At 41.0% G+C, this 15,806-nt stretch carries 18 protein-coding genes, 1 tRNA gene, 1 rRNA gene and 1 pseudogene; 13 read left to right on the top strand and 8 right to left on the bottom strand.

The window, feature by feature from the left end; genetic code table 11:
* Both rrf and H6H03_RS37320 read left to right on the top strand, forming a co-directional pair.
* Positions 1-103: ribosomal RNA gene (gene rrf / locus H6H03_RS42325) — 5S ribosomal RNA — on the top strand; the annotation flags it as partial.
* A gap of 739 nt (positions 104-842) precedes the next feature.
* The gene (locus H6H03_RS37320; protein WP_190960042.1) at positions 843-1,619 is read left to right on the top strand and encodes an ABC transporter ATP-binding protein; all 777 of its coding nucleotides are present in this window, start codon (positions 843-845) and stop codon (positions 1,617-1,619) included.
* A 91-nt stretch (positions 1,620-1,710) separates the two neighbouring features.
* Here H6H03_RS37320 and H6H03_RS37325 read toward each other — a convergent pair whose 3' ends face one another.
* The 4 genes from H6H03_RS37325 to H6H03_RS37340 form a co-directional block, all read right to left on the bottom strand.
* Positions 1,711-2,340: a hypothetical protein gene (locus H6H03_RS37325; protein WP_190960043.1), complete on the bottom strand. Its 630-nt coding sequence runs from the start codon at positions 2,338-2,340 to the stop codon at positions 1,711-1,713.
* A gap of 124 nt (positions 2,341-2,464) precedes the next feature.
* Positions 2,465-3,181: a cadmium resistance transporter gene (locus H6H03_RS37330; RefSeq protein WP_190960044.1), complete on the bottom strand. Its 717-nt coding sequence runs from the start codon at positions 3,179-3,181 to the stop codon at positions 2,465-2,467.
* 414 nt (positions 3,182-3,595) lie between these two features.
* On the bottom strand, positions 3,596-4,264 hold the full coding sequence (locus H6H03_RS37335) for a DUF1003 domain-containing protein (protein WP_190960045.1): 669 nt from the start codon (positions 4,262-4,264) through the stop codon (positions 3,596-3,598).
* A gap of 245 nt (positions 4,265-4,509) precedes the next feature.
* Positions 4,510-5,739, bottom strand: a complete 1,230-nt coding sequence (locus tag H6H03_RS37340; RefSeq protein ID WP_190960059.1) for a tetratricopeptide repeat protein — start codon at positions 5,737-5,739, stop codon at positions 4,510-4,512.
* 336 nt (positions 5,740-6,075) lie between these two features.
* On the opposite strand from H6H03_RS37340, the gene H6H03_RS37345 reads away from it, so the two are divergent.
* From H6H03_RS37345 to H6H03_RS37370, 6 genes are all read left to right on the top strand, one after another.
* Positions 6,076-6,666 carry a chromophore lyase CpcT/CpeT gene (locus tag H6H03_RS37345; RefSeq protein ID WP_190960046.1) on the top strand — a complete coding sequence of 197 codons (591 nt, stop codon included), beginning with the start codon at positions 6,076-6,078 and terminating at the stop codon, positions 6,664-6,666.
* 285 nt (positions 6,667-6,951) lie between these two features.
* Positions 6,952-7,023 (top strand) — tRNA-Cys (locus H6H03_RS37350).
* Between the two features lie 140 nt (positions 7,024-7,163).
* A complete protein-coding gene (locus H6H03_RS37355) occupies positions 7,164-7,784 on the top strand; it encodes a ribbon-helix-helix protein, CopG family (RefSeq protein WP_190960047.1) in 621 nt (206 codons plus the stop codon).
* Positions 7,785-8,444: 660 nt separating this feature from the next.
* The gene (locus H6H03_RS37360; protein ID WP_190960048.1) at positions 8,445-8,600 is read left to right on the top strand and encodes a ribbon-helix-helix domain-containing protein; all 156 of its coding nucleotides are present in this window, start codon (positions 8,445-8,447) and stop codon (positions 8,598-8,600) included.
* 82 nt (positions 8,601-8,682) lie between these two features.
* Positions 8,683-10,317, top strand: coding sequence for a virulence-associated E family protein (locus tag H6H03_RS37365; protein ID WP_190960049.1), 1,635 nt, complete (start codon positions 8,683-8,685; stop codon positions 10,315-10,317).
* Between the two features lie 518 nt (positions 10,318-10,835).
* Positions 10,836-11,057, top strand: a complete 222-nt coding sequence (locus H6H03_RS37370) for a hypothetical protein (RefSeq protein WP_190960050.1) — start codon at positions 10,836-10,838, stop codon at positions 11,055-11,057.
* Here H6H03_RS37370 and H6H03_RS37375 read toward each other — a convergent pair.
* Both H6H03_RS37375 and H6H03_RS37380 read right to left on the bottom strand, forming a co-directional pair.
* Positions 11,038-11,232: a hypothetical protein gene (locus H6H03_RS37375; RefSeq protein WP_190960051.1), complete on the bottom strand. Its 195-nt coding sequence runs from the start codon at positions 11,230-11,232 to the stop codon at positions 11,038-11,040. The genes H6H03_RS37370 and H6H03_RS37375 overlap by 20 nt on opposite strands.
* Before the next feature lie 107 nt (positions 11,233-11,339).
* Positions 11,340-11,972: a hypothetical protein gene (locus tag H6H03_RS37380; protein WP_190960052.1), complete on the bottom strand. Its 633-nt coding sequence runs from the start codon at positions 11,970-11,972 to the stop codon at positions 11,340-11,342.
* 122 nt (positions 11,973-12,094) lie between these two features.
* On the opposite strand from H6H03_RS37380, the gene H6H03_RS37385 reads away from it, so the two are divergent.
* The 5 genes from H6H03_RS37385 (at position 12,095) to H6H03_RS37405 (ending at position 13,822) form a co-directional block, all read left to right on the top strand.
* On the top strand, positions 12,095-12,346 hold the full coding sequence (locus tag H6H03_RS37385; RefSeq protein WP_190960053.1) for a hypothetical protein: 252 nt from the start codon (positions 12,095-12,097) through the stop codon (positions 12,344-12,346).
* 41 nt (positions 12,347-12,387) lie between these two features.
* The gene (locus tag H6H03_RS37390) at positions 12,388-12,636 is read left to right on the top strand and encodes a hypothetical protein (RefSeq protein ID WP_190960054.1); all 249 of its coding nucleotides are present in this window, start codon (positions 12,388-12,390) and stop codon (positions 12,634-12,636) included.
* Complete coding sequence (locus tag H6H03_RS37395) at positions 12,636-12,887, top strand: hypothetical protein (protein ID WP_190960055.1); 252 nt, start codon at positions 12,636-12,638, stop codon at positions 12,885-12,887. Before H6H03_RS37390 ends, H6H03_RS37395 begins: the two co-directional genes overlap by 1 nt.
* Entirely contained in the window at positions 12,880-13,128 is a 249-nt protein-coding gene (locus H6H03_RS37400) for a hypothetical protein (RefSeq protein ID WP_190960056.1), read from the top strand. The genes H6H03_RS37395 and H6H03_RS37400 overlap by 8 nt, the downstream gene beginning before the upstream one ends.
* 121 nt (positions 13,129-13,249) lie before the next feature.
* Positions 13,250-13,822 (top strand): hypothetical protein, encoded by a 573-nt coding sequence (locus tag H6H03_RS37405; RefSeq protein WP_190960057.1) that lies wholly within the window; start codon positions 13,250-13,252, stop codon positions 13,820-13,822.
* A gap of 23 nt (positions 13,823-13,845) precedes the next feature.
* On the opposite strand, the gene H6H03_RS37410 is transcribed toward H6H03_RS37405, so the two are convergent.
* Both H6H03_RS37410 and H6H03_RS37415 read right to left on the bottom strand, forming a co-directional pair.
* Complete coding sequence (locus tag H6H03_RS37410; protein ID WP_190960058.1) at positions 13,846-15,039, bottom strand: site-specific integrase; 1,194 nt, start codon at positions 15,037-15,039, stop codon at positions 13,846-13,848.
* Positions 15,040-15,684: 645 nt separating this feature from the next.
* Positions 15,685-15,806, bottom strand: a pseudogene (locus H6H03_RS37415) (IS4 family transposase); the annotation flags it as partial.

Raw genomic sequence — 15,806 nt, forward strand, 5'->3', positions numbered from 1 at the left:
GCGGTGGAACCACACTGAACCCTTCCCGAACTCAGAGGTGAAACGCTGCTGCGGCAACGATAGTTTAGGGGTTGCCCTACGCTAAAATAGCTCGATGCCAGGTTTATACTCAAACAAAAACCCACAAGCACACTTCAATGCTTGGGGGTTTTTGTTTATTTAGCCCAGCGAAAATTTAGGTTGCTGGCTTGAGAAACCTGCAACCTAAATTGTCATTTGTAAGTTACTTTTCCAAGTCCCAGCCTAGTGCTACTGTGAAAGAGTTTGAGAGCTTTTTAAGAAAATGTAGTTAGTGCTTCAACTTTGTTAGTGGTAATATCAATTAATTTCGATGCTGCCTACATCTAGGTTGGCGATTTGTAGGTACTTCATTTTGTGTGGTGAAAATTTTTCCACATTCAACACATCGATACACATTATCACCAGCGATTATCTTATCTGCATTAGTCTGTAGGAAAAAGGGTTGTAAATTAAATACAAAATCAAAATAGGAGAACGATGACTGTCGACGGTTGGCATCCAATTCATCAGGATGAGTAGAAACTATTAGTACATTTCTTGTATATTCTGGATATGCTGCTTTGATTGCTGGAATCATATCGGCGTAGCTACGGAGTTTATCATGCTCATACCTGGATGTCGAACATAACTTTTGAGGTGTTTTAGTTCACGCCAGCACGCTCTGATACGTCTTTGATTGTTCAACTTTTTCTGCTGGGAGTTTTCAAATCTTGAGTCTGATTTGCCCTATTTTTCATCTTCATAAAAGTTTTTCTCTAAAGAACGATCGCCTCTGTAAAAATGGTGTTTACTACACCTTTAATTGTTGAATTTCAGCAAATATGCCACTCGAACTGCAAAATCTCACAGGCGGTTACACCACAGTACCAATTGTCCAAGACATTAACCTCACCTTACAAACAGGAGAATGGTTGAGTTTAGTTGGTGCTAATGGTTCAGGTAAGTCTACCTTACTTAAATTACTGAGTCGCATTCTTTCTCCACAGCAGGGAACAGTGCTACTTGACGGTAAAACAATTCATTCTCAACCTCCAAATCTAGTTGCACAGAAACTAGCATTTTTACCACAACAACAAATAGTTCCCGTTGGGTTAACAGTGCGACAATTAGTAAGTTTAGGACGCACGCCACATCAACCTTGGTGGCAATGGGAATTAAATGCTGAAGATTGGCTAAAAGTCGAAGCTGCAATACAAAAAACGCAAGTAGAAAAATTAAGCGATCGCTTAGTCGAACAACTATCAGGTGGTGAAAGACAAAGGGCTTTTTTAGCTTTAGCACTAGCGCAAGAACCAAGAGTTTTATTATTAGATGAACCTACAACTTTTCTCGATATTAACTATCAATTACAACTCTTAGAATTACTTAAAGAACTAAATCAGCAACAAGAATTAACTATTGTCACAGTATTACATGAACTGAATTTGGCAGCACGGTATAGCTCTCGCATTGCATTATTAAAGCAAGGTCATATTTGGGAAGTTGGTACGCCTGAAGAAGTTATGACACCAAATGCGATCGCGCAAGTTTTCGGCGTGGAATCAGTGGTTATTCAAACACCTGTCGGATTACAGGTTTGTGCTATTTCTGCTATATAAAAAAATAATTATCATTGGCTAAACTTAGAATCATAAAAAACCCTCTCAACAATCAGCGAGAGGGGTTTGAAGTTTTCAGCAGGAAATAATCTTAATCCTCAATGGGTGCATTCGGAATTGCCGCATCAATATCAGTTTGGGACAAATTGGGAATCGACCAGTTAGGTTCACTTGCTTTCAACACTTTTGCAGGAGTAACGTTAAATTCAATAGTACCTGTTTGTGGATTAGTTTTAGCCACTAACTGAGTTCCATCTACAACTTTAATAGCTAAGGGTTCCGTCAATCCTTGAGCATCCGCAGCTATACCAGCAACCTTGGTTCCAATCGGTAAGTAAACACCATCACAATCCCATTCATTTTCTGTAATTTGGCCATTTCCTAAAAAGTACAGAGTATTTCCTTGGGAAGCTTTTTTGGGTTTGTGCGCGTAAATAGCTAGAGTTTTTCCAGTTTCGTTGCGGCATTGTGCCCAGGTTTGTGCTGTTTCTAAAATGTACTTTTGTAGCTTCAATTCACCTAATTCTTGCTGAATTTCTTCTGGTGTATATTTAGATTGATCAGGTGTATCTTTTAGTTGCAACAGATTATTAATTCCTTGAGTTACCTCAATATAGTCGGGACTAGTAGTTAGGTTCGGTCTATCAGCCCAAGAAGGTTGGGCAATTATCAAATTAACTAAAAGTACTAAAGCAACTAGAGCAGTTTTGAAAAGTTTCACTTTCATTCTCCTTTTGAGGTTTACAAAATATTTTCAATATTGAGAATTGTACTAGATGAGACTGCTTACTTGAATGGGTTTTTTAGCTTTGCTAGCAAACAGTCTCACAAATATTCAGCCATGATTACCCACGAATTTCAAAACTTGAGGATGTTTCTACCTGCCCATTCATTGCATACAGTTTGACAAGTCCCGTTAAACACAAGCAACTCACTGTTAAAGCAATTGGAGTTAGCGAGGCACTGTCTAGGATAATAAACACACCTAAACCTATTAAAACGAAGGGAACAAAACCGTTACCATAACGAGTTAGCAGATTAGAAATTGCAGGCTGGCACGTCAGCTTGTATGTCACGTAGCACCAAACGCCAACTAATAGCAAGAAGACTGCAACGATCGCCAGCAAGCTAGAGGGGGTACTATTAGCAAACAAGGGCATATAAATGCTGACATTATCACTGCCGTTGGCGATGGTAATAGCCGCCACACTATAAGCTTGGGGAGATAAAAAACTAATCAAGGAAGAAGAACTAGATAATTCCAGCTGCGCTTCGGACTGAGAATCACTTTCTGGATTCAACAGGCGATTTAGCCCAATGGTGATGGGTACTAAACCTAAAAAACCAATCCAATGGGATGGCAAAACTAAACCCCCCAAAAAGCCAACCAAGCTAGCAATTACCAAAGTACAAAAACCCAGATACTGACCAATCACGATGTGCCGATGGCGGAAAGTTGCATTTACCTGAGAGAATAACAGCGTCAGGATGACTAAATCGTCAAGGTTTGTAGCTGTAAAAGCTGCAATTCCAGTGGAAAATGCACTGATGAGTTCGTTCATTTCTATCTCTCCTTACATGTTGGTGTGTCTGGGTTAGCGTTAGTTAATATCTGCAAAACTTTGGAAAAGCGCGACTTAATCAAAGATCCAATTTGAGATTTTAGATTTTGGATAAAAACTTCAAAACTTAAAGTATTAAAAATTTTTCAGAGCAAGCAATTTTATTTATCGAACAAATCCAAAATGGCAAATCTACAATTTTTCATTCAAGCCCCTTAAAGAGCAGAGAGGTATGGGGTCAATCTAAAATCTCAAATCAAAAATTGTTTAGCTCTATAAATCGGCTTCATCGAAATTTTTCATTTGTTCAAAATCCTGAAGGAGAGTCTAAATTTAAACTTGAAGTGTATAGAGTAAAGTAATATTTAGACTCTCTTACCATTGGGATAATGACACAACATTTCTAATTTACTCTTATTGACGAATCAGTTTTTCAACAACTTTGTTATTTTCCCCAAGTTGCTGTTCGTCAACAAAGAGTTTATTATTGGAACCTTCTTTGGTAAATTTGGCGTTACTTTGGGTGTGGAGTCCTGGTAAGACATTTAATTTAACTTCTTTAGTCTCTTTAGAAGTAGGCACTAAGGTAACTTTCAGTTCGGTGAGAATTCGTTGTTGTTCTTTGATTATTTGAGTTAGTTCTTTGAGTTGTTGAGTGTGTATCTCATCTAATTTTTCATGGACTAATTCAATATTTTGTCCAGCCCTCAAATTCACTTTATGGTCAATTTCAGCATTTTTGCGATCGGTATCAGACTGGCGATTTTGACTCATCAAAACGATGGGTGCTGTGTAAGCTGAGGCAAATGAAAATACTAAGTTGAGCATCATGAATGGTGACTCATCCCAGTGGGGAACCCCAGGCATTAAGTTGATACCAACCCATCCCGCCAAAACAGTACTTTGCCCAATCAGAAATCCCCAAGAACCCACTTGTGCTGCAAATTTATCAGCAAGGCGTTGTCCGAAAGTCAGTTCTTGAGTCGAGGTGTCTTGTGCTGCTGGTTGTATCTGCACAACTTGAGGCTTTTGAGCTACTTTTGCATCAACTTTGTTGGGGGATACTGTTTTTAATGTATTCATGTTGCACCTCTTGGCGTCGTTTGAGTCTGTGTTTATCCTGATGACTTTTAATGTACGTCGGTTAACCGATAGGAGCAAATATTGTTTTTTTTTAAACCGATAAATAAAATTGATGAAAAATACCAAAACTGCCGTCAGACAGGTTCCCAAAAGCTTAGACTGTCTACACAGTTGGATTTTGCTATTGTTCAACCCAATCTAGTTCTGTTTTTAACCAGGGTATTACTTTATCAATAGCCTCTGGGTTAAAAATTTGCTTTCGGCAGTTTTTTGATTTGCTCAGTAAAGTATGCTTCTTGATGTTTGAGTTGTTGGGCGAGTTCTAGGCCTTTTTGGAAAGCTGTTAGTGCTTGAGGATATGCTTTGCGTTCTAAATACAATTGCCCAATTTGGTCATAAGCTTGCATTACCCCATAAAAGTTGGCGGCTTGCGTCTGTGTATCTACGAGAATTTGGCTAGCCTCTAAAGCCTCATCTATTTGTCCTTGAGAACGGTAGAGGGCAACTATCTTCTGCAAAGCTTCACCAGAACGAACGAACTCCTGCAATTGCCAAGCAGTGGTATAAGCTTCTTGATAATTATTAAAAGCCTCTACCAGTAACTTAGGATCTGTTTTCCCTAGAGATTCGTAGTCTGAGCCGATCGCTAGCTTTAATTCTGGTATTTTAATAAGATTATTTTGGTTAGTGTAAATTTCTGCTAACTTGTTAAGTATATTTATTGACTGCTGGGGTTGTTCTGTCTGTGCGTAAATCTCAGCCAATTTTTGCAGATATGCTACCTCATTTACAGATTCTCCTTGGGAAGTAGCTAAACTCAACAATTCCTCGTAGATTGGCGCAGCCTGGCGATAATCAAACCAACTCAGATGCAATTCTCCGATTGTCTTGAGAGTTTCTACTAATGCTGCTGTATCTTTTTGTTGCCTGACTGCTAGCAAAACTTGGTCAAAAGCTTGTATAGCCTGTTTAGGCGATCGCACATTTTGGTAAGCTTCACCTAGCGATCGCCATAATTCTAAATCAATTTTGCTAGATTTTTTCTGGGATTCGGTTTGCTTTTGAATTGCTTGCAACCGTTGAGTAATATATATTACTTCTTGGCGATCGTTTTGATTCCAGGCGATCGTACCGACTCTAGATAATGCTTGTACTTCTGTTAAAGGGCCCAAAAAGCGCCGCAAGCGAAGTTCTCTGTTCCAAATTTCAAACGCCGCCACCTCATCACCTGCTTGCAATTTCGCCGCGGCTTCTTGGTTTAACTCATCTAATGCTGGTTCTAACTTTAAGCGTTCTTCAAGAGTTAACGGCTTTTTATCCTTGGGCGATCGTGGTAAAAGTGGATCGGGTGTAGTGTATTCTAGCGGATTGGGAGGAAATTTATCTGGTGGTTTGGGCTTTTGACTCTGTGCTAGTGCCAAAGAAGTGTTAAACAATATAGTGGCAGTAACAATAACAATTAACCGCTGTAGCATACTAACTTTACCTTGTTGTATTGGACATAGGGGAGCCAGTGCGATCCTGTCGCCTTGCGTCGGACAGCTACTGGCGTCATAGGGCATTGGTATTTATGTTAATCTCCCATAAGTTAGGTACTGCCTGCTCTGATCCCTGCAAACTTGTTTGACGGATAAAACATTAACAATTATCCCCATTTTCCACTTTCCATTCCCCATGCCCTATGACGGCAGTTGCTCCACATTTGGAGACCAAATGACCGCACTGCCTCCCCTATACCCCATTCCCTATTACCATTACCAAGGTCTACAATACTTCCAGATAATTTTTAAGCAACAGGTTGAGAGTCTATAATGACCCATTCTACTGATATCATCACCTTAGCCCGCTGGATGGCAGCTGATTTTAGTAATCAAGAACAGGCTTTTGAAAATCCGCCTTTTTATGCACACATTCGTGTTTGTATCCGTCCGTTAGCTTGGGAATTATTCTCAGGAGTCAGCTTGTTTCTCGAACAAGCTTATGATTTTATGCTCAATCAACCTTACAGAATGCGAGTGATGAACTTGATTGAAGCAGAAAATCACATTGTCATCGAACACTATACAGTTAAGGAAGAACAAAAATTTTACGGCGCATCCCGTGACCCCGAACGCTTAAAAGATTTATCTGTTGAGCAATTAGAAAAAATGCCGGGTTGCAACATGGTTGTAGAGTGGACAGGTCACAGCTTTAAAGGCAGGGTTGAACCTGGTAAAGGCTGTATTGTGGTTCGTGATGGGAAAAATACTTATCTCGATAACGAATTTGAGATTGACGATAAAGAATTTTTCAGTCTCGATCGGGGAAGGGACTTAGACACCGATGAACGTCTCTGGGGTTCTGTAGCCGGGCCATTTCACTTTCTGCGTTGGAATAATTTTGCTGATGAAGTGAAGGTGTAACAAGTGAGGAGTGAGGAGTGAGGAATTGAAACTCATAACTCATAACTCGCTCAATATCTTATGGCAGTTGCGATGATGTACCCGTCCATCGTAGGCGATCGCACAATCATAACCCCCTGACAACCACTAAGTAAGTCTTTTAAATACAGCATGGCAAAATCCATGATGTATTTGTTACACATAGCTAGCATGGAATTTCTAACGTAGTTCAGAAGCTCAAAAATTTATTCACTCAGAGGATGGCTATTTAGGTAAAGTCTTGATAAGATAATAAATCGTTGGTCTGGCGGCATAGCCAAGTGGTAAGGCAGAGGTCTGCAAAACCTCCACTCCCCGGTTCAAATCCGGGTGCCGCCTTAAGGCTTTCAGCCTTCTAAGAATAGTAAAAACCAAATAAACTGGGGTAAATGATAGCCAAACTGATAGCCAAAGGGTAGTTTAGGGGTCAACTTGACATAGTTAATGGTAAGTAAGACAAAAAGTAAGTAGCTACTACCATGACTTCAATAACCTTTAGATGCCCTGATGACCTAGCCTCCATATTAGAAGCTAGGGCTGAGGCTAAGGGTGTCAGTAAATCTAAAATCATTATTGAGATGCTTAGAGGTAAACTCCCTGCGCTCCCTCTGAGTGATAGAAAGAAACTACCAGAAGTATCGGCTATTTACCTAGTCTGGAGTGCTGAGGGTAAACTACTTTACATTGGTAGAACAGTTAACTTAAAGAATCGATGGCTTAACCATCATAGACTACAAGATTTAGCCCTGATGGGTGTAGATAAGGTATTCATAGCTTGGTTTGAGACTGATAAAGAGCGACTACCAGAAATAGAACAAACCCTCATAGATAACCTAGAGCCTACCCTTAATGGCTCTAAGGGATTAATCACAAAATCAACCACCTCTATTAAAATCCCAGTTACCCTAAACCATGATATCTATACCAAGCTTCAGAAACTCTCAGCCGCTAATGGGCTTTCTATGGCGGCGCAAATCAGATACCTTATCACCCAAGCCAGTAACCCTACAGGAGTTACAGAAGGGTCTACAAGAGGTCAAGGACAGTCAACAGAGTGTACAGATAACCCTAGAGCGCATCGAGAGAGACTTGGCGACTAATACAAAAGTACTACAACTGTTAGTTGAGCATCTGACTAAGTAGTAGTAACTGTAAGTTTTATAAAAACCCTATTTTTAACTAAGCATTTTCTTCGGTCATGTGTGTACCTTACCCCCTGGTAGCGCCAACTATCCAGGGGTATTTTTATGGGCATAGGGGTAACTGGCTAGCGCTGGCGATTGCCTCAGGTATTATCAGCCAGTCTAAAATACCAAATCATCTCAAATAGGGTTAACCCTTGTGCCAGTTTTTACTAAAAATGTGCCAGCTATTACCGGCAAGGGCTGTTAGGTGTGCTACAATGATATCAAGGACATCAAAGATATCAGAGGTTAATCAAATGGCTACTAAATATAGAAAAACTCTTCCAGTGCGCTTCGATGATGATCAGTACCTCATACTGACTCATGACCACATACAATACATGGCTGATACTGGTATTAGACTATCCTTAAATACCTACATAAAGATGAAGTTAGGTCTGGTTGAACCTATAACCAGCCCGGAGGTATAAATACCTATTCCTAAAGATAGATATTTGAATATCTTTAGGATTCCTTAAGATTCTCAGGATTACCCGATGGCTGAAACCCTGATTCTACTGTTAGATAATCTGACTTGACAAGGTATAAGAAAGCGCACAAATAAGGACAGGGGAAATGATTAAGACAACAGCCAAGTTTTCAATGCGGTTCACTGAAGAGACTAAGGCACAGCTTGAGCAACTAGCAGCCGACCGGGAAAGTTCAATAGCACAAATAGTCAGGGAAGCGCTCAGAGAATATCTAGCTAAACAAGCCACAGAGACCAAATAGGGTAACCAGTTCGCTGCTAGTTACCCTAAGACCGAATATTCAAAGTAAACAAAGACAGGGCTGATGCCCAAAGGATTCAAAAATGTCTTACTCAAACAAAACCAACTCAAAGGAAGTCGATATGTTCAATACTAACTCAGAGGGAGCTAATATGTCTGATGATAACACATTTAATACTACTCAGTCAAGCTTTGATGAGTCAGATATTGAAAGCCTTATCCCATATATTAGTAAGACTAATATTCTAAGCCGGAGTAGAAGAGGTTCATCATCATTTGATAACAAAGATGCTAGAGATAGTTCGAGCTTGATTAACAGTATCAGACTTTGTATTAATAAGTCTGGGTCTGAGGCAGGGTATGTCTGGTTTGAGGTATTTAAGGCTGTGTACCGGGGGAGAGTAGAGGTTAATGAGTGGACAGGGGAGCTAGCTTTTGATGGGAAACCTTCTACCCCTGAAGATCTCATTGATATGCTAGAGCAAGCCCTTAAAATGATGATGAAGCTAAACCGAGACCAGTTTGATCGGAAGTTCAATGTATGGATTGAGAACTCGAAGTTTAACCCCATCCGAAGACAAATAGAGCAGATTATAAAAGAAAAAACTCATCAATGGGTTATCCCAGGAACAGACCCTAAGACCATCCAAAACATTGAAGGTTATTATACTAATAGAGATTTAAAACCCATATCGGATGTTGAAAAACTTTGCTCAATAGGTGGGTATATAGTCAAAGATTATTATGAGCCTATGGAAGATTGGGATAATCTAGCCAATATCCTGTTTGGTACAGATGATGTATTGAGTCAGATGATGTTAGAAAAATGGCTAATATCCGCAGTTGTTAGAGCTTGGCAACCAGGGGAACAAGTGGATTACAGCCTAGTATTAAAGGGTAAACAGGGAGCGGGTAAGTCTACTTTCTTCCGATTATTAGGTGGGGAGTATTTCTTAGACCTAGATAACTCAACCGATGGAACTGAGGTTAAAAGACAGCTTGATAAGTCTTGGATAGTTGAAATGGGTGAAATGGAAGGTATAACCCGCAAAAAAGAAGTGGAGGAGCTTAAGGCATTTCTGACAAAGACTAAGGATACATTCAGAGGCTTATATGAGCGCAAGCCATCTGATCATCCTAGACATTGTGTGTTTGGTGGAACTTGTAACTCCGATGAGATTCTGAGAGATTCAACAGGTAATAGAAGATTTTGGATTATTGATTTAGAAGACCGCAAAGTTAACCGAGACTATCTGGTTGAAAATAGAGATTCTATACTGGCTACTGCATACCTCAAATGGCAACAAGGTTTTACTTGGTATCCTGATGATAAAATGTCTGAGCAATCCGAAGATAGAAACAAAAACTATCAAGAGGTTAATGAGTGGACACAAAAGGTTAACCATAGTTTAGCTAAACTACAAGGCTTTATCGACAGCAAGAATACCTCTGGTAAGAGTAGAGATGGACATCAACATTATGATGGGTTAGCTATTAACTTATCTGCCTTCATGGAACACAGCCTAAAACTACATGTAACATTACATAGAAGTTGTAACAAGAAAATAACCCAAGCATTAGGTGAGCTAGGTTATACCAAAAAGAGACTCAACTTAGTTGATGGTAGCCGCCCCTGGGTTTATGTAAAACAGGGTGTGCAGAATCCCTTAATAGTTGACTCTACACAGTTAGAGCAAATGGCAGAATGCTGGAAGTAGTCAACTAACCCTATTAGTTAACCTAATACCCCATTGATTACCCTTGTAGCCTTAGTGTTACAGGGGTTTATCCTTGTCCTATCAAAAATACCTCTGTCCTATCAACTCTAAATCTCATAGGACAGCTAGATTGCTTACTGGGTAGGGGTTCTACCTTATCTGTCCTATGTGTCCTATGTGTCCTATGAAAAATAGAAAAGTATAGGACTTGTAGGTATGTATTGTATAAACTATGCTAGTAGTACTTATATCTAGGGTAAGTTGGGTAAAACTGATAGGACACATAGGACAGATAGTAGAACCCTTACCCAGTAACCCTTTCAGCCTGTCCTATGAGATAAAACTGATAGGACAGACATAGGACACATAGGACAGAGCAGCCTAGCCAGTAACCTCAGCGATCGCCTAAGAAATCCCTCCAATATCCGGTATCCCTTAGATAACCACCGGGGGCTTAAGTTATAAATCAAAGACAGATGGGTAAATGATATAACAGAGTTAAACTACTAGATACTTATATGACTATTCAGAATCAATATGAAACCCTAGAGGCTAGCCTGATTGAACTTAGGACTAGCCTTTCCCAGTCTGACCCTGACTATCAGATAGTCGCCACTGCGCTTAAGGAACTCCGGCGATCCCAGGTAGCCTATAACCTGACTAAGCACTCAGATGCTCACATGACCACCGATAGTAAGCTACACCCGATGACTAAGGGGCTTAGATGGAATCAGGAGTAGCAGATGGTTCATCAGACCATTCCACAGTTATCTTAGTAGCCTTGTTAATCTGTTGACCTTTCTGGACAGCTATCCCGATCGCCTGTGCTTTGGCATAAAAGATAGCTGTATTAGTTAACTTATTACTAATCTGATGAATAGGATACTCAACTCCATCTAAGGTAACTATAATCATTCGATGTCCTCTGTGTGTAGTTCCTATTGTAACTTACCCTTTAGCGCCAATAAGAAACCCCGATGAGTATTTGTACTTACCGGAGTTATTTGTTAGGTAATAGGGGTTTAGAAACTACCCAGTAAAGACTGGATTACAAAGACATCATCAGTATTAAGTAAATCCAAATCAGGAACCTGTAATGAGTTTTTCTCTAGTTCTACCAACTGTACTAACTTAGGTACAAAGTCAGTCCTCCATCGGGGTAATAGAACCTCCGCAGGTAAGAAGGTAGGGTCATCGAATACTTGGGTCAAGAGGTAATCAAACCATACTTGAGAGTCCAGCGGGTCAACTCCAGCCATTAACCCCACAAGGGCTTCATAAAGTTCCTTGGCATCCTTGTAGGTTTTGCCTTTGAATATCAGACCGCCATTACCTACCCGATGAGTATTCGATTCTACTCCATAGAAAGGATGAGTAAGTAACTGGGCAACAATACCGATATATTTGGCGATCGACGCATCATCTCCATAGCTCTTGCGGTATTCAATCAGGTAAGTCTCAACATGGGCCGCTGTTAAAGTCCCAAAGCGGATATGAGTATCAATAAATCGCTCTAGCCACAGCATAAGCTCTTTCCTAGACCGGGCTTTGTTAGCCTCAGCCTCAGCCTTTTTCCGCTTTTCGGCTTCCTGTAACTCGATGAACTTCTGTGCTTGCGCTTTCAAGTTATCGATCTGTTTTTGATATTCGCCCATTGATTTTTACCTTTGTAGATTTATATAGATTTAGTCAAACCTAAACCGCCAACACACCCTATTAGAATCGCTAGGACTTATAAAACTGTTTGACTTATTAGTATTAAAGGAGGTTGAAAACCATGAAGAGTAAACAGTTGGCTTTTAGGGTAGATGAGGATACTTATAACTGGTTAGCTGACCAGGCTGTAGAGTCTCAGAAAACCATGTCAGAGGTAGTTCGGGATATCTTTGAGGTTACCAAGATGTCAGAGGATACTAGGGGGGTCTATGGGAAGTGTTTGGATTATTTGAGCGCTCTAGATTCCACAGAGTTTTTACAAGGGCTGGATGGGTTGATGTCGATACTTAGGGGGGTCAAGCCCAATAGATAAGAACTTGACTATTTACTTATATAACTTTCTTCTATAACACTATGCCTAACATAATCCAAGATGCCAGAGCGATCGCCAGTCAAACTAGAGTTAGTTGTAAGCCAGCAACTAACATCATCAGTATTATCAATGACCACCCTAGGCAGCAGAAGGATAAGCGCTTGATTATTCCTATCAGCCAAGATGAACTAAAAGCAGCACATAACTTTGCTAACTCGCTTGGGGTCAGTACTAGTTACCTAGTTAGACAACTACTCAAGACCGCGATTGAGTCTAAGGGGGTAGCCTAATGTCCCATCAAGTTTTTTATAACCTCACACCTGAAAATACCCTAGACCTACTAGTTACCGAGTCTGTACCTATCGCGCTTTTGGGTTTATTCCTAAATGACCTTAAGAGTATTTACAGCGCACCCAGGATGATTAGCTGTGAGTCTGAGGCTGAGGCTAAGCGGGTTATGACCACCCTAAATAATACATACAAAATGGCTAAGTATACCGAACCACCATCCGGCCGACCAGAGGAACAGAACAATGATTAAGATGAACGCACAACAGAAAGCTTTATTCAATCGGTTGAACCCCGAACAGCGAGTTAGGTTGTTACAAGTCCTAGAACATAAACAATACCTACCTGCCAAAGGAAGGGTTAACCAAGCTAGAAAGGTTAAGAGATTAGGTCAGACTAAACAGGTAACAGGGGGTATAGCTCTAGACAAGGGAGCTAAGGGTCTTGGGGATGCGGTCAGTATTACCAGTATGTATGGTAGCCAAATCGATTAGCACCTTTCATCGAAATGTTTCGATAACCTAGGAAATATTTCGATTTACCAGACATAATCAAAACCCCTGAGATGTTACCAGCACCTTAGGGGTTACCAAGAAATCTTTATCAGACAATACCATGACCATTATAGCACATATCTCTCATAATGGGGGACAGCGCCATAGCGATTATTTCACCGACCCTATTGAAGTCCGGTTAGCCTGTGGTAACTCATGGGAATATAGCCTAACCAAATACCTGAATACTCAAGGGTTAGACCGGGTTTACCAGCCAGACCAGTACATGACTTACCGATCAGTTTATGGGATTTTGAAGGCTGACCCGGATAACTGGCGATCGCGGAGTCAGTCTAAGTTAGCCCAAGACTTATACCCAAAGTACCAGCGAGATATCCGAGTTATTCACAAGGGGGCTGGTTACAACTTAGAGGTTAAGTCCAAATCAGGCATCTTTGAAAACCATAACATACTGGTAGGCGGTATTGCAACCAGATGGGAGTGCTATCGGTTCCCGGTTCACTTTGTAGTAGCCATCGATCGCAACACAGGGGAAGCCAGGGTAACTGAGGCAGATAGGTTAACCAGAGAGACAAGCTGGCTAAGGGTAAAGTCAAAGGAACTATCCTATGGAGTGCCCAGGCATCTATTTAGACCCCTAGACACCTGGCTAGACTTCCTGAAATCCCAATAACAGCCGATGGGTTAACCCGGTTATCAGATTTCTGGTAGGGTTAGGGGAACTGTATTACCTGCATAATGCTTCAGGATAATCTCTGGGCTATTCCCTACCAACTTCGCCACTGTGGTAACTGTTAACCCTTGTTCCAACATCAGAGTAATAAAGGTATGCCGGGTATTGTAGGGGCATCGGTAGCGCTCTATTTTACCATCATCCATTAGTTGCTGAATGACTCCATTGTAGCACTTCTGACCTACTCTACCGCCCTTCCATACCTGATTGGAAAACCTAGTACTGTTGACTATCCCACCGGTAGGACTTGTAAACACTGATTGTTCTGGGTCTGGATTAATGGGTCGGATAGATAGTAGTAACTCTCTGACTTGGTTGTTACAGGGGAACTTCCGAGACTTACCTGTTTTAGTTCCCTTCCTAATACCTAAAGCACTATCATAAGACTCAGCAAAAGTTATCTGGGTACATTCGGAGTTAATGTGTCTCCATTGTAGGGCGATCGCTTCCCCGGTTCTACAGCCAGTCCAGAATAGGAACTTAACAAAGGGCGCATAATGCGGTCGGGTATCCTCAAATGCCTTGATAATGGTATTCATTTCTACTCTACTAAAAGGGTCAATGGCATCTGAATCATGTTTAGGTAGCTTGATGTCTTCTGACATTCCGGCGAATGGGTTATCCTTTGCCAGACCGGAGCTAACCGCCCATTTACAGCAAGCTGCTAGGTATGTTAATACCCGCTTGGCTGCATTGGGGGTTAGTTGGGTTAGCAGGTAATCTCTGATAGCGATCGCCTGACTCAAGTCCTTAGTGGGTAATGCCTTGATGTGGTTATGGTACTTTCTGGCATAATCTTTGCGGTAAGTTGTAGTAGCTAACTGTGGCTTCATATACTCGCAGTAGCGCTCCCATAACTCCATCAGGTTAGTTTGTGGGGTATTGGGCTTAACTATGGTTAGCTGAGGTTGTTTATAGCTTTCTAGTTTCTCCCTGTAGCGCTCAAGTGTGGGGTCAAGTTGCCCGGTGATTATCTCTTCCTCTATCCAGTTGGCTATTGAATCAACCCGCCGCCGATTAATATCATTACCATCCAGCCCAGTATTAAGATATCTGTTCTGACCTGCCTGGGTAACTAATCTAGGCAACCGGAGCCTTAACTTACCCCGGTATTCCTCAACTCCTACATTACCCCTAGCGCTTTTTGCTATGCTCATTTGGCTATCAATGACCTTTACTCCCCTGATGATAGCCAGTTTGATAGCCAAAGTCAATGGTGCTTGATTAGATTATCGACCATAGAGGTACTTGAGTAACCAAAGGGTGCGAAGCTACCGGTCTGCAAAACCTCCACTCCCCGGTTCAAATCCGGGTGCCGCCTTAAGGTGTACATTAACTAATTATTTGTCACTGTTAACAGATTGATGTCATGTTTAACAAAATGATGTCACTGTTAACAGATTATTTGTCACAACTACAAACAGACACCTATGACAAAGACCTCTGCCTTACCTTTCAATCCACCATAAATTTAGCAAAGTTTTAGTAGTTGTACTAAAACCTTAATATTGTAGATATCCCTTGGAAGGGATTTTTAAACCAACCTAGAGACGCAGTTATATTTTCCTCTAAGAATCTTTCAACCCCCTATTTAAGAACGGAGTTGAAACTGCTCGAATCTTTAACGCCTATCAAAAATAATTAAGGTGGGTTCCTCCTTGGTCGGAGGTGATTCGGTAGCCACCACTGCGGTAAACCCGCACCTCTATTACTGGGGACGCACCTGATTCCTGTCTACAACAGACAGCAGTTTCAAGGTGGGCAGCTACTAGGGTCAGAAACTTGCGGGGCTACAAAAAGGGCTAGGATGCAGATAGAATAAGCCTCATAGCCCTCTCTCCTTGCTGGTAGTACTTACGCTTATTAGGACTTAATCTCAATAATTCAGTGACTAACTCATAAGAATTTTCCATGAAATTGACCC

The organism is Nostoc paludosum FACHB-159 (assembly GCF_014698835.1).
GTDB classification, from domain to species: domain Bacteria; phylum Cyanobacteriota; class Cyanobacteriia; order Cyanobacteriales; family Nostocaceae; genus Nostoc; species Nostoc paludosum.

What these genes read in the sequence shown, in the direction of transcription:
- H6H03_RS37335 (WP_190960045.1), bottom strand. Translation starts at nt 4,264, where the DNA reads ATGAATACATTAAAAACAGTATCCCCCAACAAAGTTGATGCAAAAGTA.
- H6H03_RS37405 (WP_190960057.1), top strand. Translation starts at nt 13,250, where the DNA reads ATGACCATTATAGCACATATCTCTCATAATGGGGGACAGCGCCATAGC.
- H6H03_RS37400 (WP_190960056.1), top strand. Translation starts at nt 12,880, where the DNA reads ATGATTAAGATGAACGCACAACAGAAAGCTTTATTCAATCGGTTGAAC.
- H6H03_RS37380 (WP_190960052.1), bottom strand. Translation starts at nt 11,972, where the DNA reads ATGGGCGAATATCAAAAACAGATCGATAACTTGAAAGCGCAAGCACAG.
- H6H03_RS37410 (WP_190960058.1), bottom strand. Translation starts at nt 15,039, where the DNA reads ATGAGCATAGCAAAAAGCGCTAGGGGTAATGTAGGAGTTGAGGAATAC.
- H6H03_RS37330 (WP_190960044.1), bottom strand. Translation starts at nt 3,181, where the DNA reads ATGAACGAACTCATCAGTGCATTTTCCACTGGAATTGCAGCTTTTACA.
- H6H03_RS37345 (WP_190960046.1), top strand. Translation starts at nt 6,076, where the DNA reads ATGACCCATTCTACTGATATCATCACCTTAGCCCGCTGGATGGCAGCT.
- H6H03_RS37390 (WP_190960054.1), top strand. Translation starts at nt 12,388, where the DNA reads ATGCCTAACATAATCCAAGATGCCAGAGCGATCGCCAGTCAAACTAGA.
- H6H03_RS37395 (WP_190960055.1), top strand. Translation starts at nt 12,636, where the DNA reads ATGTCCCATCAAGTTTTTTATAACCTCACACCTGAAAATACCCTAGAC.
- H6H03_RS37385 (WP_190960053.1), top strand. Translation starts at nt 12,095, where the DNA reads ATGAAGAGTAAACAGTTGGCTTTTAGGGTAGATGAGGATACTTATAAC.
- H6H03_RS37375 (WP_190960051.1), bottom strand. Translation starts at nt 11,232, where the DNA reads ATGATTATAGTTACCTTAGATGGAGTTGAGTATCCTATTCATCAGATT.
- H6H03_RS37320 (WP_190960042.1), top strand. Translation starts at nt 843, where the DNA reads ATGCCACTCGAACTGCAAAATCTCACAGGCGGTTACACCACAGTACCA.
- H6H03_RS37365 (WP_190960049.1), top strand. Translation starts at nt 8,683, where the DNA reads ATGTCTTACTCAAACAAAACCAACTCAAAGGAAGTCGATATGTTCAAT.
- H6H03_RS37340 (WP_190960059.1), bottom strand. Translation starts at nt 5,739, where the DNA reads ATGCTACAGCGGTTAATTGTTATTGTTACTGCCACTATATTGTTTAAC.
- H6H03_RS37360 (WP_190960048.1), top strand. Translation starts at nt 8,445, where the DNA reads ATGATTAAGACAACAGCCAAGTTTTCAATGCGGTTCACTGAAGAGACT.
- H6H03_RS37370 (WP_190960050.1), top strand. Translation starts at nt 10,836, where the DNA reads ATGACTATTCAGAATCAATATGAAACCCTAGAGGCTAGCCTGATTGAA.
- H6H03_RS37355 (WP_190960047.1), top strand. Translation starts at nt 7,164, where the DNA reads ATGACTTCAATAACCTTTAGATGCCCTGATGACCTAGCCTCCATATTA.